The organism is Mycobacterium sp. 852002-51057_SCH5723018 (assembly GCF_001667035.1).
Lineage (GTDB): Bacteria > Actinomycetota > Actinomycetes > Mycobacteriales > Mycobacteriaceae > Mycobacterium.
This window is the reverse complement of the sequence record NZ_LZIR01000047.1, coordinates 25445-46840: the sequence shown is the minus strand read 5'-3', so window position 1 is coordinate 46840 and position 21396 is coordinate 25445. Positions and strand designations below refer to the sequence as shown.

20 protein-coding genes, 1 rRNA gene and 1 pseudogene are annotated in these 21396 nt (G+C 65.6%); 20 read left to right on the top strand and 2 right to left on the bottom strand.

Annotated elements, in window-relative coordinates:
* The 18 genes and pseudogenes from thrC to A5764_RS11115 form a co-directional block, all read left to right on the top strand.
* The coding region (gene thrC / locus A5764_RS11200; protein WP_067113135.1) for a threonine synthase at positions 1-874 on the top strand (874 nt) is incomplete at its 5' end.
* Between the two features lie 11 nt (positions 875-885).
* Positions 886-1833 carry a homoserine kinase gene (gene thrB / locus A5764_RS11195; RefSeq protein WP_156664620.1) on the top strand — a complete coding sequence of 316 codons (948 nt, stop codon included), beginning with the start codon at positions 886-888 and terminating at the stop codon, positions 1831-1833.
* A gap of 266 nt (positions 1834-2099) precedes the next feature.
* Entirely contained in the window at positions 2100-3965 is a 1866-nt protein-coding gene (rho, locus tag A5764_RS11190; RefSeq protein WP_067113126.1) for a transcription termination factor Rho, read from the top strand.
* A 178-nt stretch (positions 3966-4143) separates the two neighbouring features.
* Positions 4144-4386 (top strand): 50S ribosomal protein L31, encoded by a 243-nt coding sequence (gene rpmE, locus A5764_RS11185; RefSeq protein ID WP_067113123.1) that lies wholly within the window; start codon positions 4144-4146, stop codon positions 4384-4386.
* Positions 4387-4462: 76 nt separating this feature from the next.
* The gene (gene prfA, locus A5764_RS11180) at positions 4463-5536 is read left to right on the top strand and encodes a peptide chain release factor 1 (protein WP_067113120.1); all 1074 of its coding nucleotides are present in this window, start codon (positions 4463-4465) and stop codon (positions 5534-5536) included.
* Positions 5533-6378 carry a peptide chain release factor N(5)-glutamine methyltransferase gene (gene prmC / locus A5764_RS11175; RefSeq protein WP_067113117.1) on the top strand — a complete coding sequence of 282 codons (846 nt, stop codon included), beginning with the start codon at positions 5533-5535 and terminating at the stop codon, positions 6376-6378. Before prfA ends, prmC begins: the two co-directional genes overlap by 4 nt.
* On the top strand, positions 6371-7024 hold the full coding sequence (locus A5764_RS11170; RefSeq protein ID WP_067113114.1) for an L-threonylcarbamoyladenylate synthase: 654 nt from the start codon (positions 6371-6373) through the stop codon (positions 7022-7024). The genes prmC and A5764_RS11170 overlap by 8 nt, the downstream gene beginning before the upstream one ends.
* A gap of 34 nt (positions 7025-7058) precedes the next feature.
* Positions 7059-8267 carry a glycosyltransferase family 4 protein gene (locus tag A5764_RS11165; RefSeq protein WP_067113111.1) on the top strand — a complete coding sequence of 403 codons (1209 nt, stop codon included), beginning with the start codon at positions 7059-7061 and terminating at the stop codon, positions 8265-8267.
* Positions 8268-8513: 246 nt separating this feature from the next.
* Positions 8514-8990, top strand: a complete 477-nt coding sequence (locus A5764_RS11160; protein ID WP_067113108.1) for an ATP synthase subunit I — start codon at positions 8514-8516, stop codon at positions 8988-8990.
* Positions 8983-9735: a F0F1 ATP synthase subunit A gene (atpB, locus tag A5764_RS11155; protein ID WP_067113105.1), complete on the top strand. Its 753-nt coding sequence runs from the start codon at positions 8983-8985 to the stop codon at positions 9733-9735. Before A5764_RS11160 ends, atpB begins: the two co-directional genes overlap by 8 nt.
* A gap of 57 nt (positions 9736-9792) precedes the next feature.
* Complete coding sequence (locus A5764_RS11150) at positions 9793-10038, top strand: F0F1 ATP synthase subunit C (RefSeq protein ID WP_067113102.1); 246 nt, start codon at positions 9793-9795, stop codon at positions 10036-10038.
* 12 nt (positions 10039-10050) lie between these two features.
* Positions 10051-10590, top strand: a complete 540-nt coding sequence (locus A5764_RS11145; RefSeq protein WP_067113099.1) for a F0F1 ATP synthase subunit B — start codon at positions 10051-10053, stop codon at positions 10588-10590.
* A 6-nt stretch (positions 10591-10596) separates the two neighbouring features.
* Positions 10597-11937, top strand: coding sequence for a F0F1 ATP synthase subunit B/delta (locus A5764_RS11140; protein WP_067113095.1), 1341 nt, complete (start codon positions 10597-10599; stop codon positions 11935-11937).
* A gap of 59 nt (positions 11938-11996) precedes the next feature.
* Positions 11997-13616 (top strand): annotated as a pseudogene (atpA, locus tag A5764_RS11135) (F0F1 ATP synthase subunit alpha); the annotation flags it as partial.
* Between the two features lie 129 nt (positions 13617-13745).
* Complete coding sequence (locus A5764_RS11130; protein ID WP_067113092.1) at positions 13746-14663, top strand: F0F1 ATP synthase subunit gamma; 918 nt, start codon at positions 13746-13748, stop codon at positions 14661-14663.
* A 22-nt stretch (positions 14664-14685) separates the two neighbouring features.
* Positions 14686-16179 carry a F0F1 ATP synthase subunit beta gene (atpD, locus tag A5764_RS11125; RefSeq protein ID WP_082951643.1) on the top strand — a complete coding sequence of 498 codons (1494 nt, stop codon included), beginning with the start codon at positions 14686-14688 and terminating at the stop codon, positions 16177-16179.
* A 46-nt stretch (positions 16180-16225) separates the two neighbouring features.
* The gene (locus tag A5764_RS11120) at positions 16226-16591 is read left to right on the top strand and encodes a F0F1 ATP synthase subunit epsilon (RefSeq protein ID WP_067113089.1); all 366 of its coding nucleotides are present in this window, start codon (positions 16226-16228) and stop codon (positions 16589-16591) included.
* 6 nt (positions 16592-16597) lie between these two features.
* The gene (locus A5764_RS11115) at positions 16598-17041 is read left to right on the top strand and encodes a DUF2550 domain-containing protein (protein ID WP_067113086.1); all 444 of its coding nucleotides are present in this window, start codon (positions 16598-16600) and stop codon (positions 17039-17041) included.
* Between the two features lie 9 nt (positions 17042-17050).
* Here the strand turns inward: A5764_RS11115 and A5764_RS11110 are convergent, their stop codons facing one another.
* Both A5764_RS11110 and A5764_RS11105 read right to left on the bottom strand, forming a co-directional pair.
* Positions 17051-17503 carry a VOC family protein gene (locus A5764_RS11110; protein WP_067113075.1) on the bottom strand — a complete coding sequence of 151 codons (453 nt, stop codon included), beginning with the start codon at positions 17501-17503 and terminating at the stop codon, positions 17051-17053.
* A 19-nt stretch (positions 17504-17522) separates the two neighbouring features.
* Positions 17523-18119 (bottom strand): cob(I)yrinic acid a,c-diamide adenosyltransferase, encoded by a 597-nt coding sequence (locus tag A5764_RS11105; RefSeq protein ID WP_067113068.1) that lies wholly within the window; start codon positions 18117-18119, stop codon positions 17523-17525.
* Between the two features lie 70 nt (positions 18120-18189).
* Between A5764_RS11105 and murA the strand changes: the two genes are divergently transcribed.
* Entirely contained in the window at positions 18190-19443 is a 1254-nt protein-coding gene (gene murA, locus A5764_RS11100) for a UDP-N-acetylglucosamine 1-carboxyvinyltransferase (protein WP_067113065.1), read from the top strand.
* A gap of 383 nt (positions 19444-19826) precedes the next feature.
* Positions 19827-21346: ribosomal RNA gene (locus A5764_RS11095) — 16S ribosomal RNA — on the top strand.
* Positions 21347-21396: the final 50 nt, after the last annotated feature.

The window sequence follows — 21396 nt, the reverse complement described above, 5'->3', positions numbered from 1 at the left end:
CCGGGGCATGACGATGGCGGTCACCGACGCCCTGGCCCGCGGCCAGCAGGCCGTGCTGTGCGCGTCGACCGGAAACACCTCGGCCTCGGCGGCGGCCTATGCCGCCCGCGCCGGCATCACCTGCGCCGTGCTGATCCCGCAGGGCAAGATCGCGATGGGCAAGCTGGCCCAGGCGGTTATGCACGGCGCCAAGATCATCCAGATCGACGGCAACTTCGACGACTGCCTGGAGCTGGCGCGCAAGATGGCCGCCGACTTCCCGACCATCTCGCTGGTCAACTCCGTCAACCCGGTGCGCATCGAGGGCCAGAAAACCGCGGCGTTCGAGATCGTGGACGCGCTGGGCACCGCTCCCGACGTGCACGCGCTGCCGGTCGGCAACGCCGGCAACATCACCGCGTATTGGAAGGGCTACACCGAATACCACCACGAGGGCGTCATCGACAGGCTGCCCCGCATGCTGGGCACCCAGGCGGCCGGCGCGGCGCCGCTGGTGCTCGGTGAACCGGTCGCGCACCCGGAGACCATCGCGACCGCGATCCGCATCGGCGCACCGGCATCGTGGGCGGCCGCCGTCAACGCCCAGCAGCAGTCCAACGGGCGCTTCCTGGCCGCGACCGACGAGGAGATCCTGGCGGCCTACCACCTGGTGGCGGCCTCCGAGGGCGTCTTCGTCGAGCCCGCGTCCGCGGCCAGCATCGCGGGCCTGCTCAAGGCGGTCGAGGACGGCTGGGTGGCGCGCGGGTCCACGGTGGTGTGCACGGTGACCGGCAATGGCCTCAAGGATCCGGACACCGCGCTGAAGGACATGCCGACCGTGTCGCCCCTGCCGGTTGACCCGGTACTGGTAGTGGAGAAGTTGGGGCTGGCCTAAGTGGACTCGGGTTGGTGACCCAGATGCTGCCCGCCGGGTTGGCGGCGAGCGCCGTCGTGTCGGCGTCCAGCGCCAACCTGGGCCCGGGTTTCGACAGCATCGGCCTGGCGCTGAGCCTGTGCGACGAAGTCGTCGTCGAGACAACGGATTCCGGCTTGGTCGTGGAGGTCGAGGGAGAGGGCGCCGACCAGGTGCCCCTGGACGCCGGACATCTGGTGGTGCGCGCCATCGAACGCGGGCTGCAGGCGTTAGGGATCAGCGTGCCCGGGATGGTGGTGCGCTGCCGCAACGCCATTCCACATTCCCGCGGTCTGGGATCGTCGGCGGCGGCCGTCGTCAGTGGCCTGGCGGCGGTGAACGGTCTTGTCGCACAGACGGATTCGCCTCCGCTGAGCGTCGACCAGCTGATCCAGCTGAGCTCGGAGTTCGAGGGCCATCCCGACAATGCCGCGGCCGCGGTGTTGGGCGGGGCGGTGGTGTCCTGGATCGAGCGCACCGGCGAGCGGCCCGACTACCTGGCCGTACCGCTGCGGCTGCACCCCGACATCCGGCTGTTTTGCGCGATTCCCGAGGAGCGCTCGCTGACCGCCGAGACGCGGGTGTTGTTGCCGGCTCAGGTCACCCACGACGACGCCCGGTTCAACGTCAGCCGCGCCGCATTGCTGGTGGTGGCCCTCACCGAACGACCGGACCTGCTGATGGCGGCCACCGAAGACCTGCTTCATCAACCGCAACGGGCCCCCGCGATGCCCACCTCGGCGGAATATCTGCGACTGCTGCGCCGTTACAGAGTGGCAGCGACGCTTTCTGGGGCAGGCCCCTCGCTCATAGCACTAAGCACAGAACCCGAGTTGCCCCCGCAAGCGCTGGAATACGGGGCCGCGAACGGATTTACCCTCTCCACGATGACCGCCGGCGAAGGAGTTCGCTGGAGCCCGGGCGTCACGGTCGGGAGTTGATCCATGGCGCGGCCGGAGGGTTTGCTTGCTTCCGGCAGAGATGCAGGATATCCTCGGATCCGTCCAGCAATCGCAGCATCTGCATCTGCAAACTACTGCCTTGCCGCTAGGACAACACCAATTCTTCTCGTGAACGAGGTTCGCCGAATTCTCCGCCGATCCTGGCGATCACCGTTGCAGAGTCGATGATTGGGCGCACTCGGCAAATTGGCTGATTGCAACGAACCCCCCGTATGACCTGATCAGCGGGGGAAGAAAGGAAATCCGTGACTGATACGGACCTGTTCACGGCTGGCGAAAGCACCGACAGCACCCAGCAGTCGGACGCCGTGACCCAAGACACACCCGAGGTCAAAACCCCTGCCGCGGGCGGCTCCCTGTCCACCATGGTGCTGGCCGAACTGCGCGCGTTGGCTAACCAAGTCGGCGTCAAGGGGACGTCGGGCATGCGCAAGAGCGAACTTATCGCCGCGATCAAGGAAATCCGGGGACTGGCCAACGGGACCGCGGCCCCCGCCGTCCCGCAGGACGGCGGCAAATCCGACACTGCCACCGCCGAAGCGCCGGCGCAGGCCGAAGCACCGACCGACGCGCCCGTGGCTCACGGCGAACAGAACGGTTCCACCACCGAAGCGCCACGCCGGGAGCGGCGCGGCGCCTCCCGCGACACCGGATCACCCACCCGCACAGCCGATGAGGCGGATCGCGGGGACACCCGGGAGCGTACGGACGCCGCGCAGACCGGGGATGGCAACAAGCGCCAGCAGGGCCGACAGGCCACCAAGACCGACGAGCGCGGGCAAGACGCCGGCAGCGACCAAAGCGGTGACCAGCAGGGCTCGGGCGGCCAGCAGCAGCGCGGCTCGAACCAGCAGGATGAGGACGGCGAAGGCCGTCAGGGCCGGCGGGGACGCCGGTTCCGTGACCGCAGGCGCCGCGGTGAGCGGTCGGGCGACGGCACCGATACCGAGCTGCGGGAAGACGATGTCGTCCAGCCCGTCGCCGGAATCCTTGACGTTCTCGACAATTACGCGTTCGTGCGCACCTCCGGCTACCTGGCCGGCCCGCACGACGTCTATGTGTCCATGAACATGGTGCGCAAGAACGGCCTGCGCCGCGGCGACGCGGTGACCGGCGCGGTTCGCGTGCCCCGGGACGGCGAGCAGCCCAACCAGCGCCAGAAGTTCAACCCGCTGGTCCGGTTGGACAGCGTCAACGGCGGTTCCGTCGAAGACGCCAGGAAGCGGCCCGAATTCGGCAAGTTGACGCCGTTGTACCCCAACCAGCGGCTTCGCCTGGAAACCACGCCCGATCGGCTGACCACGCGGGTCATCGACCTGATCATGCCGATCGGCAAGGGCCAGCGCGCGCTGATCGTCTCGCCGCCCAAGGCGGGCAAGACCACGATCCTGCAAGACATCGCCAACGCGATCACCAAGAACAACCCCGAATGCCACCTCATGGTCGTCCTCGTCGACGAGCGCCCTGAGGAGGTCACCGACATGACGCGTTCGGTCAAGGGCGAGGTCATCGCCTCGACGTTCGACCGGCCGCCGTCGGACCACACTTCGGTCGCCGAGCTGGCGATCGAACGCGCCAAGCGGCTTGTCGAGGAGGGCAAGGACGTTGTGGTGCTGCTCGACTCGATCACCCGCCTCGGGCGCGCGTACAACAACGCGTCACCGGCGTCGGGCCGGATCCTGTCCGGCGGTGTCGACTCCACCGCGCTGTACCCGCCCAAGCGCTTCCTCGGCGCCGCGCGCAACATCGAGGAAGGCGGCTCGCTGACCATAATCGCCACCGCGATGGTCGAGACCGGATCCACCGGCGACACGGTGATTTTCGAGGAGTTCAAGGGCACCGGTAACGCCGAGCTCAAGCTGGACCGCAAGATCGCCGAACGGCGCGTCTTCCCCGCGGTCGACGTCAACCCCTCGGGCACCCGCAAGGACGAGCTGCTGCTGTCGACCGACGAGTTCGGCGTCGTGCACAAGCTGCGCCGCGTGCTGTCGGGTCTGGACCCCCACCAGGCCATCGACCTGCTGATGTCGCAGCTGCGCAAGACGAAGAACAACTACGAGTTCCTGGTGCAGGTGTCCAAGACGACGCCTGGGTCGATGGACAACGACTAACCACCGCGCCGGCGCCGCGCAAACCCTCGCCGGGAATGCGTGGGCGCAGCTCGGTGTTTGGGCAGGTGTGGTTGACCTGGCATAATCGAGCGTCGACTACTCCAGAACCGCGTCAGGTTCGGATTTCACGCCCGACCGCCGCACACGCGGGCCCGGGCGACAACGCGAAGAGGACATCATGAAAGCTGACATTCACCCCGCCTACGCGGAGACCACCGTCCACTGCGGGTGCGGCAACACCTTCCAGACCCGCAGCACCAAGCCCGGCGGCAACATCGTGGTCGAGGTCTGCTCGCAGTGCCATCCCTTCTACACCGGCAAGCAGAAGATCCTCGACAGCGGCGGCCGGGTGGCCCGCTTCGAGAAGCGCTACGGCAAGCGCAAGGCCGCGGCCGACCAGGCCGAGTCGACCGACAAATAGCTGGCTTACCGACGCCCGAACTGTGCGAGCCCGCACAGGCCGGGCGTCGGTTCGCGTTTGGGGTAGGAGGTGACACATGACGCAGCCCGTACAGACCATTGACGTGCTGCTGGCCGAACACGCCGAGCTCGAGCAGCGGCTGGCCGACCCCGAACTGCACAGCAACCCCGACGAGGCGCGCAAAGCCGGACGACGGTTCGCCCGCTTGGCCCCGATCGTTGGCACCTACCGCAAGCTGGTGCTCGCACGCGGCGACCTGGAGGCCGCGCGCGAGCTGGCCGCCGACGATGAGTCGTTCGCCGAGGAGGTCATCGAACTCGAGTCCAAGGTGGCCGAACTGGACACCCAGCTCACCGACATGCTGGCCCCCCGCGACCCCCACGACGCGGACGACATCGTGCTCGAGGTCAAATCCGGTGAGGGCGGCGAGGAATCGGCGCTGTTCGCCGCCGACCTGGCCCGGATGTACATCCGCTACGCCGAGCGGCACGGCTGGAACGTGACGGTGCTCGACGAAACCACTTCCGATCTGGGCGGCTACAAGGACGCGACGCTGTCCATCGGCAGCAAGGGCGACTCGGTCGACGGGGTGTGGTCGCGAATGAAGTTCGAGGGCGGCGTGCATCGCGTGCAGCGCGTCCCGGTGACGGAATCCCAAGGGCGCGTTCATACGTCGGCGGCCGGTGTGCTCGTCTACCCCGAACCCGAAGAGGTCGGCGAGGTGCAGATCGACGAATCGGATCTGCGCATCGACGTGTACCGCTCGTCCGGCAAGGGCGGGCAGGGCGTCAACACCACCGACTCCGCGGTGCGGATCACCCACCTGCCCACCGGGATCGTCGTCACCTGCCAGAACGAACGATCCCAGCTGCAGAACAAAGCCCGCGCGTTGCAGGTGCTGGCCGCTCGCCTGCAGGTGATGGCCGAGGAACAGGCGCAAGCCGACGCGTCGGCCGACCGGGCCAGCCAGATCCGCACGGTGGACCGCAGCGAGCGGATCCGCACCTACAACTTCCCGGAGAACCGGATCACCGACCACCGCATCGGTTTCAAGGCGCACAACCTCGACCAGGTGCTCGACGGTGACCTCGATGCGCTGTTCGACGCGCTGAGCGCCGCGGACAAGCAATCGCGGTTACAACAGGCATGACCATCCTGCGGCGCGCGATCGACTCGGCGGCGGCGCAACTCGCCGAAGCCGGAATCGATTCCGCCCGTTACGACGCCGAGGAGCTGGCCGCTCATCTGGTCGGCACCGAGCGCGGTCGGCTCACCCTGCTCGAGCCGCCCGGCGACGAATTCCTCGGTCGTTACCGCGAGATCGTGGCCGCGCGCTCCCGGCGGGTGCCGTTGCAGCACCTCACCGGGACGGCGGCGTTCGGGCCGGTGACGCTGCACGTCGGTCCGGGGGTATTCATACCGCGTCCCGAGACCGAGGCCATGCTGGAATGGGCGACCGCGCAACGCCTCGCCGCGCGGCCCGCCATCGTCGATGTCTGCACCGGCTCTGGCGCATTGGCGGTCGCACTGGCCCAGCACCGCCCCGCGGCCCGCGTCATCGCCATCGACGACTCCGACACGGCCCTCGAGTACGCGCGGCGCAACGCCGACGGCACCGCCGTGGAACTGGTGCGCGCCGACGTCACGGAGGCCGGCCTGCTCGCCGAACTCGATCGAAGGGTCGACCTGGTGGTGGCCAACCCGCCCTACGTCCCCGACGACGTCGACCTGGAACCCGAAGTGGCCCAACACGATCCGCCGCACGCGGTGTTCGGCGGGGCCGACGGCATGGCGGTGATCGCCGCCGTGGTCCGCCTCGCGGGGCGCTGGCTGCGCCCCGGGGGGCTGTTCGCCGTCGAGCACGACGACACCACGTCGTCGCGGACGGTCGAATTGGTCGAGGCCACAACGCTTTTCGACGACGTCGAGGCCCACCGCGATCTCGCCGGGCGGCCGCGGTTCGTGACGGCGCGTAGGAGCCCTGATGGCTGAGGTGTTCAACTGCTCCGACGCCGACCAGCGCGCCCTCGGAATCACCTCGGCGGTCGGGGCTCTCAAGAGCGGCCGGCTGGTCGTCATGCCGACCGACACCGTGTACGGCATCGGCGCCGACGCCTTCGACAGCACCGCGGTGGCCGCGCTGCTGGCGGCCAAGGGCCGCGGCCGCGACATGCCGGTCGGTGTGCTGGTGGGCTCCTGGCACACCATCGAAGGCCTGGTCTACACCATGCCCGACGGTGCGCGCGAACTCATCCGCGCCTTCTGGCCGGGCGCGCTGAGCCTGGTGGTCGCGCAGGCGCCGTCGCTGCAGTGGGACCTCGGCGACGCCCGCGGCACCGTGATGCTGCGGATGCCTTTGCACCCGGTGGCCATCGACTTGCTGCGCGAGGTGGGGCCGATGGCGGTCTCCAGCGCCAACATCTCCGGCCGGCCGCCCGCGGTGGACGCCGGCGAGGCGCGCAGCCAGCTCGGCGATCTCGTCGATGTCTATCTCGACGCCGGCCCGGCCCAGCAGCAGGCCGCCTCGACGATCCTCGACCTGACCGGAGCAACCCCCCGCATCCTGCGGGCGGGTCCGGTGAGCGCCGAACGGATCGCGGAGGTGCTCGGCGTGGACCCGGGGACCCTGACCGCCTAGAGCTACACAGCGCGAGTGTCCCGGTCTCAGGTTGGTGCAGTACGGTCTCGTGGTGTCCAGCGACCCAGCCAGCCTCGCCGGTGGCTTGTTCGCCCTATCCGACCGCGGCGCCGGTGTTCCGCTGCGCGAGCTTGCGCTGGTCGGGCTGACCGCGGCGATCATCACGTACTTCGCGACGGGGCCGGTGCGGGTGCTGGCCACCCGCCTGGGCGCGGTCGCCTACCCGAGGGAACGCGACGTGCACGTCACGCCGACCCCACGGATGGGTGGGCTGGCGATGTTTGTCGGCGTCGTCGCGGCCGTCTTTCTTGCGTGGCAGCTTCCGGCGCTCACCCGCGGGTTCGTCTACTCCACCGGCATGCCCGCGGTCCTGGTGGCGGGCGCGGTGATCGTCGGCATCGGCCTCATCGACGACCGTTGGGGCCTGGACGCTTTGACCAAGTTCGCCGGCCAGATCACGGCCGCCAGTGTGCTGGTCACCATGGGTGTCGCCTGGAGCGTCCTGTACATCCCGCTGGGCGGCGTCGGCACCATCGTGCTGGACCAGGCCTCGTCGATCCTGCTCACCCTGGCGCTGACGGTTTCGATCGTCAATGCGATGAACTTCGTCGACGGGCTCGACGGGCTGGCCGCCGGGCTGGGCCTGATCACCGCGATGGCCATCTGCATTTTCTCCGTGGGACTGCTGCGCGACCACGGCGGTGATGTGCTGTTCTATCCGCCGGCGGTGATCTCCGTCGTGCTCGCGGGCGCCTGTCTGGGCTTTTTGCCGCACAACTTCCACCGGGCCAAGATCTTCATGGGAGATTCGGGCTCCATGCTGATCGGCCTGATGCTCGCCGCCGCCTCCACGACCGCCGCCGGCCCCGTCTCGCAGAACGCCTACGGCGCCCGGGATGTGTTTGCTCTGCTGTCGCCGTTCCTACTGGTCGTGGCGGTCATGTTCGTGCCGATGCTCGACCTGCTGCTGGCGATCGTGCGCCGCACCCGCGCCGGCCGCAGCGCCTTCAGCCCCGACAAGATGCACCTGCACCACCGGTTGCTGCAAATCGGTCATTCGCATCGCCGGGTGGTGCTGCTGATCTATCTGTGGGTGGGCATCGTGGCGTTCGGCGCCGCGAGCACGATCTTTTTCAATCCCCGCCGTACCGCGGAGGTGATGGTGGGCGCGCTCGTCGTCGCCGGCGTGGCCACGGCCATCCCGCTGATGCGCCGCCGCGACGACTACGAAGACGTGGACTGACGAGTCTACGACACGCGGTAGTAGGGCCGTCTACCATATGGTACGGTGCAGGTAGAACCCCGAAAGAAGCCTCGAGGGTTGACGGCCAACCGGCCAATCGGACGTTTGTCCGGATCGCGTTAATTCAAGAGCGACGGGGGAAACTACCCCTTGGGTCACCCCGGTGTGACGTGCGATACGCTCGGCGGGCCACCGGTCGGTCGGTCGGGTGGTTTCCGCTCTAGCTACTGGGATTGAGGTGCTGCAGTGACGACACCAGCGCAGGACGCGCCGTTGGTGTTCCCCTCTGTTGCTTTCCGTCCGGTTCGGCTCTTTGTGATCAGCGCTGGAATCACCGCGCTGGCGATGCTCGCCTCCGGGCTGTTGGGGCATCTCATGGTCGGCGTGTTCTTCGGCGTCGGGTTGCTGCTGGGTTTGCTCAACGCGCTCCTGGTGCGTCGGTCGGTCGAATCCATCACCTCCCGCGACCATCCGCTGAAAAGGTCGATGGCGGTCAACTCGGCGTCACGGCTGGCGATCATCACCGTGGTCGGGCTGGTCCTCGCCTACGTTTTCCGGCCGGCGGGACTGGGCGTGGTTTTCGGTCTGGCGCTCTTCCAGCTGCTGTTGGTCGCGTCGACCGCGCTGCCGGTCTACAAGAAGCTGCGCACCGGCGAACCGGGCCCGTCCGCGGGCCTGGAGGGCCACGCAGGGACGGAATTGAGGAGCACCAGCGATGATTGAGACGATCCTGGCCGGTTCTCAGATCGAGGTGGGGGAGCACAACACCGCGAAGTGGCTCGGGCTGACCGTCAACACCGACACCGTGCTGTCGACGGCCATCGCCGCCGTGATCGTGGTCGCGCTGGCCTTCTTCCTTCGCTCCAAGGTGACGTCGACCGACGTTCCCAGCGGCGTCCAATTGTTCTGGGAGGCCATCACCATCCAGATGCGCAACCAGATCGAGAGCGCCATCGGGATGCGGATCGCGCCGTTCGTGCTGCCGCTGGCCGTCACGATTTTCGTGTTCATCCTGATCTCCAACTGGCTGTCGGTGCTTCCGCTGCAGTACACCGACAAATCCGGTCACGCCACCGAGCTGCTCAAATCGGCGGCGGCCGACATCAATTACGTGCTGGCACTGGCCCTTTTCGTGTTCGTCTGCTACCACGCGGCCGGGATCTGGCGCCGTGGCATCGTCGGGCATCCGGTCAAGGTCCTCAAGGGGCACGTGGCTTTCCTGGCGCCGATCAACCTCGTCGAGGAATTGGCCAAGCCGATCTCGTTGTCGCTCCGACTCTTTGGCAACATCTTCGCCGGCGGCATCCTGGTGGCGCTGATCGCGATGTTCCCGCCGTACATCATGTGGTTGCCCAACGCCATCTGGAAATCGTTCGACCTGTTCGTCGGCGCGATCCAGGCCTTCATCTTCTCGATCCTGACCATCTTGTACTTCAGCCAGGCCATGGAACTGGAAGAGGATCACTGAAACCTGGTAGACCGCTACCAGATAGCCACCAGATAACGCTAGATAAAGGAGAAGAGAATGGACCCCACTATCGCTGCCGGTGCCCTCATCGGTGGTGGACTGATCATGGGTGGCGGTGCGATCGGTGCCGGTATCGGCGACGGTGTCGCGGGTAACGCGCTGGTTGCGGGTATCGCCCGGCAGCCGGAGGCACAGGGCCGGTTGTTCACGCCGTTCTTCATCACCGTCGGTCTGGTTGAGGCGGCCTACTTCATCAACCTGGCCTTCATGGCGTTGTTCGTCTTCGCCACCCCCGTCACGTAGTTCCGCGCCGTGATGGGTGACTCGAACCTGATTGTGCTGGCGTCCAGCCAGGCCGAAGGGGGCAAGGGGGGCGGCAGCAACTTCCTCGTTCCCAATGGCACCTTCTTCTTCGTGCTGGCCATCTTCCTGATCGTGCTCGCCATCATCGGCACGTTCGTGGTGCCGTCGATCATGAGGGTGGTGCGCGAACGCGACGCCATGGTCGCCAAGACCGCCGCCGACAACAAGAAGTCGGCCGAGCAGTTCGAGGCCGCCCAGGCCGACTACGAAGAAGCCATGAAGGAAGGCCGCGTGCAGGCGTCGTCCTTCCGGGACAATGCCCGGGCAGAAGGTCGTAAGGTCGTCGAAGACGCGCGCGCCCGTGCCGAGCAAGAGGTGATGTCGACGTTGCAGCTGGCCGCCGAGCAATTGAAGCGGGAGAGGGACACCGTGGAACTGGATCTGCGGGCCAACGTCGGAAACATGTCGGCGACCCTGGCAAGCCGCATCCTGGGCGTCGAGGTCGCGCCCACCGCCGCGGCAACCTCCGCAACTGGGTCATCCGGGCGGTAATCACCAATGTCGACTTTTTTCGGACAGCTGTTCGGGTTCGCGATCATCGTGTTGATCGTGGTGCGGTATGTCGTGCCGCCAGTGCGGAACTTGATGAACGCCCGGCAGGACGCGGTGCGCCAGCAGTTGGCCGATTCGGCCGCGGCCGCCGAGCGGCTCACCGAGTCGACCACCGCCCACAGCAAGGCGGTGGAAGCCGCCAAGTCGGAGGCGGAACGGGTTGTCGAAGAGGCCCAGGAAGACTCGCAACGGATCGCCGAACAATTCCGGACCCAGGCCGAGGTCGAGGCGGAACGCATCAAGGTGCAGGGTGGGCGCCAGGCCGAGCTGCTTCGGTCGCAGCTGACCCGTCAGCTCCGGCTCGAGCTGGGCCACGAATCCGTGCGACGGGCCAGAGACTTGGTGCGCAACTACGTCGGCGACGCGGCGCAACAGTCGGCCACCGTGGACCGGTTCCTGGACGAACTTGACGCGATGGCGCCGGCATCCGCCAACGTCGAGTACCCCCTGATGAAGAGGATGCGCTCGGCCAGTCGCCAAGCACTTGAAAACTTGTCAGACCGGTTCAACACGATCGCCAAAAACCTTGACAACAAAGGACTTTCCACCGTCTCCAGCGAGCTGGTCTCGGTGGGCCAGATGCTGGACCGCGAAATCGTCGTCACCCGCTATCTCACCGTGCCCGCCGAAGACGCGGGCCCGCGCGTCCGGTTGGTCGAACGACTGGTCTCCGGCAAAGTCGGCGACGCCACGCTCGACGTTCTTCGGGCAGCAGTCTCGGAGCGTTGGTCGGCCAACTCCGATCTGGTCGATGCCATCGAACACGTGTCACGGCAAGCGCTGCTGGAAGTCGCCGAACGTGAGGACCGCGTGGACGAGGTCGAAGACCAGCTGTTCAGGTTCTCTCGCGCCCTCGAGCTGCAGCCGCGACTTGCCATCCTGTTGGGTGACTACGGCACCCCGGCCGAAGGTCGGGTGGGCTTGCTGCGCAAGGTGCTTGACAACGCCAGCGGCAGGGTAAACCCGGTCGCGAGGACACTTCTCACCCAGACTGTCGAGCTGCTCCGAGGCGAGCCGGCCGAGGAAGCCATGAAGTTCTTGGCGGATGTCGCGGTGGCGCGGCGCGGCGAAATCGTCGCGCAGGTCAGCGCCGCAGCCGAACTCAGCAACGCCCAGCGCACCCGTGTCACCGAGGTTCTCAGCCGGATCTACGGCCACCCGGTGACTGTGCAGGTGGACATCGACCCCGACCTGCTGGGCGGGCTGTTGATCGCCGTGGCCGACGAGGTGATCGACGGGACGCTCTCCTCTCGGTTGGCAGCGGCCGAGGCTCAGTTGCCCGACTGAGCGACAACCAACCATCACAACCAGACGCGAACGAAGATCAAGTAGGAAGACGAAAAGCCATGGCAGAGTTGACAATCTCCGCTGACGACATCCAGAGTGCCATCGAGGAGTACGTAGACTCCTTCACCGCCGACACCTCCCGTGAGGAGGTCGGGACCGTCGTCGACGCGGGGGACGGCATCGCGCACGTCGAAGGGTTGCCGTCCGTCATGACCCAGGAGCTGCTCGAGTTCCCGGGCGGGGTCCTCGGCGTCGCACTCAACCTCGACGAACACACCGTCGGCGCCGTGATCTTGGGTGATTTCGAGAAAATCGAAGAGGGCCAACAGGTCAAGCGCACCGGCGAGGTCCTGTCGGTGCCGGTAGGCGACGCCTTCTTGGGCCGGGTGGTCAACCCACTGGCCCAGGCGATAGACGGCCAGGGCGACATCGAGACCGACACCCGCCGCGCACTGGAGATCCAGGCGCCGTCGGTGGTGCAGCGCCAAGGCGTGAAGGAGCCGCTGCAGACTGGGATCAAGGCAATCGATGCGATGACCCCGATCGGCCGCGGCCAGCGCCAGCTGATCATCGGCGACCGCAAGACCGGCAAGACCGCCGTCTGCGTGGACACCATCATCAACCAGCGCCAGAACTGGGAGTCGGACGACGAGCGCAAGCAGGTGCGCTGCGTCTACGTCGCCATCGGCCAGAAGGGCACCACGATCGCCGCCGTCCGCAGGGCGCTCGAAGAGGGCGGTGCGATGGACTACACCACCATCGTCGCTGCGCCCGCTTCGGACTCTGCCGGCTTCAAATGGCTTGCGCCGTACACGGGTTCGGCGATCGCGCAGCACTGGATGTACGAAGGCAAGCACGTGCTGATCGTCTTCGATGACCTGAGCAAGCAGGCCGAGGCGTACCGCGCGATCTCGCTGCTGCTGCGCCGGCCGCCCGGCCGCGAGGCCTACCCGGGCGACGTGTTCTACCTGCACTCGCGGCTGTTGGAGCGCTGCGCCAAGCTTTCCGACGACCTCGGTGGCGGCTCGCTGACCGGACTTCCCATCATCGAGACCAAGGCCAACGACATCTCGGCCTACATCCCCACCAACGTCATCTCGATCACCGACGGCCAGTGCTTCCTGGAGTCCGACCTGTTCAACCAGGGCGTCCGGCCGGCCATCAACGTCGGTGTCTCGGTATCCCGAGTGGGTGGTGCGGCGCAGATCAAGGCGATGAAAGAGGTGGCCGGCTCGTTGCGGTTGGACCTGTCGCAGTACCGCGAACTGGAATCCTTCGCGGCCTTCGCTTCCGATCTTGACGCCACCTCCAAGGCGCAACTGTCGCGCGGTGAACGGCTGGTGGAGTTGCTCAAGCAACCGCAGTACCAACCCATGCCGGTTGAGGAGCAGGTGGTCTCGATATTCCTGGGTACCGGCGGCCACCTGGACTCGGTGCCCGTCGAGGACGTCAGGCGGTTCGAAACCGAGTTGCTGGACCACATGCGGGCTTCGGAGGAGAAGTTCCTGGCCGGCGTCCGCGACAGCGGGAAGCTCTCCGAAGAGGGCGAGAACCAGCTCACCGAGATCATCAATAACTTCAAGAAGGGCTTCGCGGCCAGCGACGGTGGATCGGTCGTGCCCGATGAGCATGCGGAGCCACTGGAAGACGAAGAAAAGGAATCCGTCAAGGTCAAGAAGCAGAAGCAGTCCGGCGACGGCAAGGAGGGCTCCGACCAGAAGGGTGGCTCGGAGGGCAAGGGCGGCTCCGAGAGCAAGGGCGGCTCGGAGAACAAGGGCGGCTCCGAGAAGAAAAAGAAGTAGCACACAATGGCTGCCACACTTCGGGAACTACGCGGCCGGATTCGCTCGGCAGGGTCGATCAAAAAGATCACCAAGGCCCAGGAGATGATCGCGACCTCGCGCATCGGTAGGGCACAGGCCCGCCTAGTGGCCGCAAGGCCGTACGCGTTCCAGATAACCTCGATGCTGACCACCCTGTCCGCCGAAGCGGCTCTCGACCATCCTTTGCTGGTCGAGCGAGAAGAACCGAAGCGGGCCGGCGTCCTGGTGGTGTCGTCGGACCGCGGTCTGTGCGGCGCGTACAACTCCAGCATCTTCCGGCGCTCCGAGGAGCTGTTCGCCCTGCTGAGGGAGGAAGGAAAGACGCCGGTTCTGTACACGGTGGGGCGAAAGGCGCTGAACTACTACAAGTTCCGCAACTGGGACGTCACCGAATCGTGGACGGGGTTCTCCGAGCAACCCAAGTACGAAAACGCCGCGGAGATCGCCTCGACCCTGGTCGAGGCTTTCATGAAGGGCGAGGGGGACGAGGAGGACCGGCAGTCAGAGGATGGCCAGGGTGTCGACGAACTGCACATCGTCTACTCGGAGTTCAAGTCGATGATGTCGCAAGCGGCGGCGGCGCACCGTATTGCTCCGCTGGTGGTGGAGTATGTCGAGGATTCCGACGAACTCCACACGCTGTACTCGTTCGAGCCGGACGCGACAACGCTTTTCGAATCGTTGTTGCCGCGTTACGTAACGACTCGCGTCTACGCGGCGTTGCTTGAATCGGCGGCATCGGAGCTGGCATCGCGACAACGAGCGATGAAGTCGGCAACCGACAACGCGGACGACCTGATCAAAGAGCTGACGCTGATGGCGAACCGCGAGCGGCAGGCTCAAATTACCCAGGAGATAAGCGAAATCGTCGGCGGCGCAAACGCGCTCGCCGATGCGAAGTAGCGCACGAGGAAGAAGAGAAATTATGGCTGCTACTACTGAAACGACCGAAAAGACCGAAAAGGCCGAAAAGGCCGAAAAGAACGGCAAGTCCGGGGAATCCGACACCAGCGGCCGCGTGGTACGGGTCACCGGCCCAGTCGTCGACGTGGAGTTCCCACGCGGTTCCGTCCCCGAGCTGTTCAACGCCCTCCACGCCGAAATCACCTTCGAGGAGCTCAAGAAGACCCTGACGCTGGAGGTCGCGCAGCACCTCGGCGACAGCCTGGTTCGTACCATTTCGTTGCAGCCCACCGACGGCTTGGTGCGCGGCGTCGAGGTCATCAACACCGGCCACTCGATCGAGGTGCCCGTCGGTGAGGACGTCAAGGGCCACGTGTTCAACGCCCTGGGCGACTGCCTGGACGAGCCGGGGTACGGGGAAGACTTCGACCACTGGTCGATCCACCGCAAGCCGCCGGCGTTCGAAGAGCTCGAGCCCCGCACCGAGATGCTCGAGACCGGCCTGAAAGTCGTGGATCTCCTCACTCCGTATGTGCGTGGCGGCAAGATCGCGCTCTTCGGCGGTGCCGGCGTGGGCAAGACGGTGCTGATTCAGGAGATGATCAACCGTATCGCCCGAAACTTCGGCGGTACTTCCGTTTTCGCCGGTGTGGGGGAGCGCACCCGCGAGGGCAACGACCTCTGGGTCGAGCTCAAGGAAGCCGACGTGCTCAAGGACACCGCCCTGGTGTTCGGCCAGATGGACGAGCCGCCCGGCACCCGTATGCGGGTGGCACTGTCCGCCCTGACGATGGCGGAGTGGTTCCGCGACGAGGCCGGCCAGGACGTGTTGCTTTTCATCGACAACATCTTCCGGTTCACCCAGGCCGGATCCGAGGTGTCCACGCTGCTCGGCCGTATGCCGTCCGCGGTGGGTTACCAGCCCACCCTGGCCGACGAGATGGGTGAGCTGCAGGAGCGCATCACCTCGACGCGGGGCCGCTCGATCACGTCGATGCAGGCGGTCTACGTGCCCGCCGACGACTACACCGACCCTGCGCCGGCAACCACGTTCGCGCACCTGGACGCCACCACCGAGCTCTCCCGTAACGTGTTCTCCAAGGGCATCTTCCCCGCGGTGGACCCGTTGGCGTCGAGCTCGACGATCCTCGACCCGAGTGTCGTCGGTGACGAGCACTACCGCGTGGCGCAGGAGGTCATCCGGATCCTGCAGCGATACAAGGACCTTCAGGACATCATCGCGATCCTCGGCATCGACGAGTTGTCGGAGGAGGACAAGCAGCTCGTCCAGCGCGCCCGGCGCATCGAGCGGTTCCTTTCGCAGAACATGATGGCGGCCGAACAGTTCACCGGCCAGCCGGGTTCGACGGTGCCGCTCAAGGAGACGATCGAGGCGTTCGACCGCCTGACCAAGGGCGAGTTCGACCACATACCCGAACAGGCCTTCTTCCTGATCGGTGGCCTCGACGACTTGGCCAAGAAAGCCGAAAGCTTCGGCGCCAAGCTTGATTCCTGACGACGCAGTTAGAAGGCTGTGAAGAGGGGCTGAAAGGTACTGTGGCATGGCGGAATTGAATGTTGAGATAGTCGCGGTCGACCGTGAGATCTGGTCGGGCGAGGCAACGTTCCTATTCACCCGCACCACCGTCGGTGAGATCGGCATCCTGCCCCGCCACATCCCGCTGGTGGCCCAGCTGGTGGACGACGCCATGGTCCGCCTCGAGCGGGACGGTGAGGACGATCTGCGGATCGCCGTTGACGGCGGGTTCCTGTCGGTAACCGAGGAGACCGTCACCGTTCTCGCCGAATCGGCCGAGTTCGACTCGGAGATCGATGAGGCCTCCGCCAAGGAAGATTCGGAGTCCGACGATCCCCGCATCGCCGCTAGGGGACGCGCCAGACTGCGCGCCGTCGGCGCGATCGACTAACCGCTGATGAGCGCGCCCATGGTTGGCATGGTCGTGCTCGTCGTCCTGCTAGCGGCGGCAGTGGTGGCCCTGAGTTATCGGTTGTTGAAGCTGCGCCAGGGCGGAACGGCGGGGATCATGCGAGACATTCCGGCGGTGGGGGGCCACGGCTGGAGGCACGGCGTGATCCGCTACCGCGGCGGCGAGGCCGCCTTCTACCGGCTGTCCAGCCTGCGCTTGTGGCCCGATCGCCGGCTCAGCCGCCGTGGCGTGGAGATCGTGGCGCGACGCGCGCCGCGCGGGGACGAATTCGACATCATGACCGACGAGATCGTCGTGTTGGAGCTGCGCGACACGACGCAGGATCGCAGGTCCGGTTACGAGATCGCGCTCGACAAGGGCGCATTGACCGCGTTCCTGTCCTGGCTGGAGTCGCGTCCTTCACCGAGGGCGCGCCGGCGCAGCGTGTGAACGCAAACGTCAGGTGGCAGAAGGGCTCTGCCAGGGGGCGACGGTCTGGCAGCCGTATTCTTCGGGGGCGACGTCGCGCAGCGTCTCGCTGAATTGCCAGCGGTGGCCGGCCAAATCCTCGACGGTGCACTCGCGTTCGCCGTACTCGCGGTCGACGGGCGGCTCCAGCACCTTCGCCCCGGCCGCCCGGGCGCGTTCGAACTGGGCGTCTACGTCGTCCACCCGCACCTTGATCTCGTGCGTGACGACGTTGGTCTGCGGGGGTTGCCGCTCACTCGCCACATCCGCGACGATCATTGCGCCGTCGGCGCCGATGCTCATTTGCGCTCGATGACTTTCCCCAATCCGGGTTCGCTCGACGAAGCCGAATGCCGCCGTAAGCCAGTCCACCGCCGCTCGCACGTCGGGATAGACAAGCACCGGGATTACCGTTGCCGGGGGGATGGACCGATTGTGTTTCATTGCGGCGCTTGCGCTTTCCCTAGCCGGCGCTCGGCGCGCCGCCGCCCTGCCGCCCCCCGGGTTTCCAAAGTACGTCCCCGCCGGGGTTGGCCGCCCGCGCGAGGATGAACAGCAGATCCGACAGCCGGTTCAGATATTTCGCGGGTAGCACGTTCACCCCGTCCGGCTGGGACTCGACCGCGGCCCACGCCGACCGCTCGGCGCGGCGCACCACGGTGCGCGCCACGTGTAACAGCGCAGATAGCGGCGAACCACCCGGCAGCACAAAGGAACTCAGCGCCGGCAAGGGTTCGTTGTACTTGTCGCACCACCCTTCCAGCCGGTCGACGTAGGCCTGCGTAACCCGCAGTGGCGGATATTCAGGGCTTTCCACTACCGGCGTGGACAGGTCGGCGCCTGCGTCGAACAGGTCGTTCTGGATCTGCCGCAGCACAGCGCCGATTTCCTCGTCAGGCTGACCCAGGGCGACCGCGACGCCGATCGCCGAGTTGGCCTCGTCGCAATCCGCGTACGCCACCAACCGGGGGTCGTTCTTCGAGACCCGTGAGAAATCGCTCAATCCCGTCGTCCCGTCGTCGCCGGTTCGCGTATATATGCGGGTCAGGTGTATCGCCATGAGAAAACGGTACCCGGCTGGCCGACTCGGCTGACTGACAAGCCGAAAGCGCTTCACTAGACTGACGCGGGTGGCTGAGCGATTCGTGGTGACCGGAGGCAACCGGTTGTCAGGCGAAGTCGCTGTCGGGGGAGCCAAGAACAGCGTGCTCAAGCTGATGGCCGCGACGCTGCTGGCCGAGGGCACCAGCACCATCACCAACTGTCCCGACATCCTCGATGTGCCCCTGATGGCGGAGGTACTGCGCGGTTTGGGCGCCACCGTCGAACTCGACGGCGACGTCGCCCGGATCACCTCGCCCGACGAGCCGAAGTACGACGCCGACTTCGCGGCGGTGCGGCAGTTCCGGGCCTCGGTGTGTGTGCTGGGGCCGCTGGTCGGCCGGTGCAAGCGGGCCCGCGTAGCGCTGCCTGGCGGTGACGCGATCGGGTCGCGTCCCCTGGACATGCATCAGGCGGGCCTGCGGCAGCTGGGTGCGCAGTGCAACATTGAGCATGGATGTGTGGTCGCTCAGGCAGACGCCTTGCGCGGGGCGGAGATTCAGCTGGAGTTCCCATCCGTGGGAGCCACCGAGAACATCCTGATGGCGGCCGTGGTGGCCGAGGGGGTCACCACGATTCACAACGCGGCGCGCGAACCCGACGTCGTCGACCTGTGCACGATGCTCAACCAGATGGGCGCCCAGATCGAGGGAGCGGGTTCCCCGACCATGACCATCACCGGCGTACCGCGGCTGCACCCGACTGAGCACCGGGTGATCGGAGACCGCATCGTCGCCGCCACCTGGGGCATCGCCGCGGCGATGACCCGCGGAGACATAAAGGTGACCGGCGCCGACCCCGCGCACCTCCAGGTGGTGCTGCACAAACTGCACGACGCGGGCGCCACGGTCACCCAAACGGACGACAGCTTCCGGGTGGCCCAGTATGAGCGCCCGAAGGCCGTCAACGTCGCGACCTTGCCGTTCCCCGGTTTTCCGACCGATCTGCAGCCGATGGCCATCGCGCTGGCCTCGATCGCCGACGGCACGTCGATGATCACGGAGAACGTGTTCGAGGCGCGGTTCCGGTTCGTCGAGGAGATGATCCGGCTCGGCGCCGATGCCCGCACCGACGGGCACCACGCCGTCGTCCGTGGTCTCCCGCAACTTTCGAGCGCTCCGGTGTGGTGTTCGGACATCCGGGCCGGCGCCGGCCTGGTGCTCGCCGGGCTGGTCGCCGACGGCGACACCGAGGTCCACGACGTCTTTCACATCGATCGGGGCTACCCGTTGTTCGTGGAAAACCTGGCGATTTTGGGAGCCGAGATCGAGCGGGTAGAGTAGTCAAAGTCAGTGCCCCACAAGGGCGGTCACCACTCAAAGGTGGCCCATCCCGGGGCCTTGACTCCCTCGCTGGAGGGTACTAACCTGGCACGGCTGCCCCCGCAGCGGTCACCGCACAAGATGACCAAAACTGGGGCTTGACGCCTCCGCCGGAATGGTATTAAGCTGGCAGGGTTGCCCGGAAGCGGGCGAAAAAACAAGTAAGAGTGTTGTTTGAGAACTCAATAGTGTGTTTGGTCTTTATTTTGTTGTTGTTTTTTTGGCCATACTCTGCACTCCCCGTGTGTGGGTATGGTCGTTTTTTTGATGCCAGTAAATTTGGTGTCTTTTTGTTAGGTCAGATTTTCTCTGATTGTGAATTCACCTCGTTAGCGAGGAGATTTTGTTTGGAGAGTTTGATCCTGGCTCAGGACGAACGCTGGCGGCGTGCTTAACACATGCAAGTCGAACGGAAAGGTCTCTTCGGAGATACTCGAGTGGCGAACGGGTGAGTAACACGTGGGTAATCTGCCCTGCACTTCGGGATAAGCCTGGGAAACTGGGTCTAATACCGGATAGGACCTCAAGGCGCATGCCTTCTGGTGGAAAGCTTTTGCGGTGTGGGATGGGCCCGCGGCCTATCAGCTTGTTGGTGGGGTGACGGCCTACCAAGGCGACGACGGGTAGCCGGCCTGAGAGGGTGTCCGGCCACACTGGGACTGAGATACGGCCCAGACTCCTACGGGAGGCAGCAGTGGGGAATATTGCACAATGGGCGCAAGCCTGATGCAGCGACGCCGCGTGGGGGATGACGGCCTTCGGGTTGTAAACCTCTTTCAGCAGGGACGAAGCGCAAGTGACGGTACCTGCAGAAGAAGCACCGGCCAACTACGTGCCAGCAGCCGCGGTAATACGTAGGGTGCGAGCGTTGTCCGGAATTACTGGGCGTAAAGAGCTCGTAGGTGGTTTGTCGCGTTGTTCGTGAAAACCGGGGGCTTAACCCTCGGCGTGCGGGCGATACGGGCAGACTGGAGTACTGCAGGGGAGACTGGAATTCCTGGTGTAGCGGTGGAATGCGCAGATATCAGGAGGAACACCGGTGGCGAAGGCGGGTCTCTGGGCAGTAACTGACGCTGAGGAGCGAAAGCGTGGGGAGCGAACAGGATTAGATACCCTGGTAGTCCACGCCGTAAACGGTGGGTACTAGGTGTGGGTTTCCTTCCTTGGGATCCGTGCCGTAGCTAACGCATTAAGTACCCCGCCTGGGGAGTACGGCCGCAAGGCTAAAACTCAAAGGAATTGACGGGGGCCCGCACAAGCGGCGGAGCATGTGGATTAATTCGATGCAACGCGAAGAACCTTACCTGGGTTTGACATGCACAGGACGCGTCTAGAGATAGGCGTTCCCTTGTGGCCTGTGTGCAGGTGGTGCATGGCTGTCGTCAGCTCGTGTCGTGAGATGTTGGGTTAAGTCCCGCAACGAGCGCAACCCTTGTCTCATGTTGCCAGCGGGTAATGCCGGGGACTCGTGAGAGACTGCCGGGGTCAACTCGGAGGAAGGTGGGGATGACGTCAAGTCATCATGCCCCTTATGTCCAGGGCTTCACACATGCTACAATGGCCGGTACAAAGGGCTGCGATGCCGCAAGGTTAAGCGAATCCTTTTAAAGCCGGTCTCAGTTCGGATCGGGGTCTGCAACTCGACCCCGTGAAGTCGGAGTCGCTAGTAATCGCAGATCAGCAACGCTGCGGTGAATACGTTCCCGGGCCTTGTACACACCGCCCGTCACGTCATGAAAGTCGGTAACACCCGAAGCCAGTGGCCTAACCCTTTGGGAGGGAGCTGTCGAAGGTGGGATCGGCGATTGGGACGAAGTCGTAACAAGGTAGCCGTACCGGAAGGTGCGGCTGGATCACCTCCTTTCTAAGGAGCACCACGAAAAGCATCCCAATTGGTGGGGTGCGAGCCGTGAG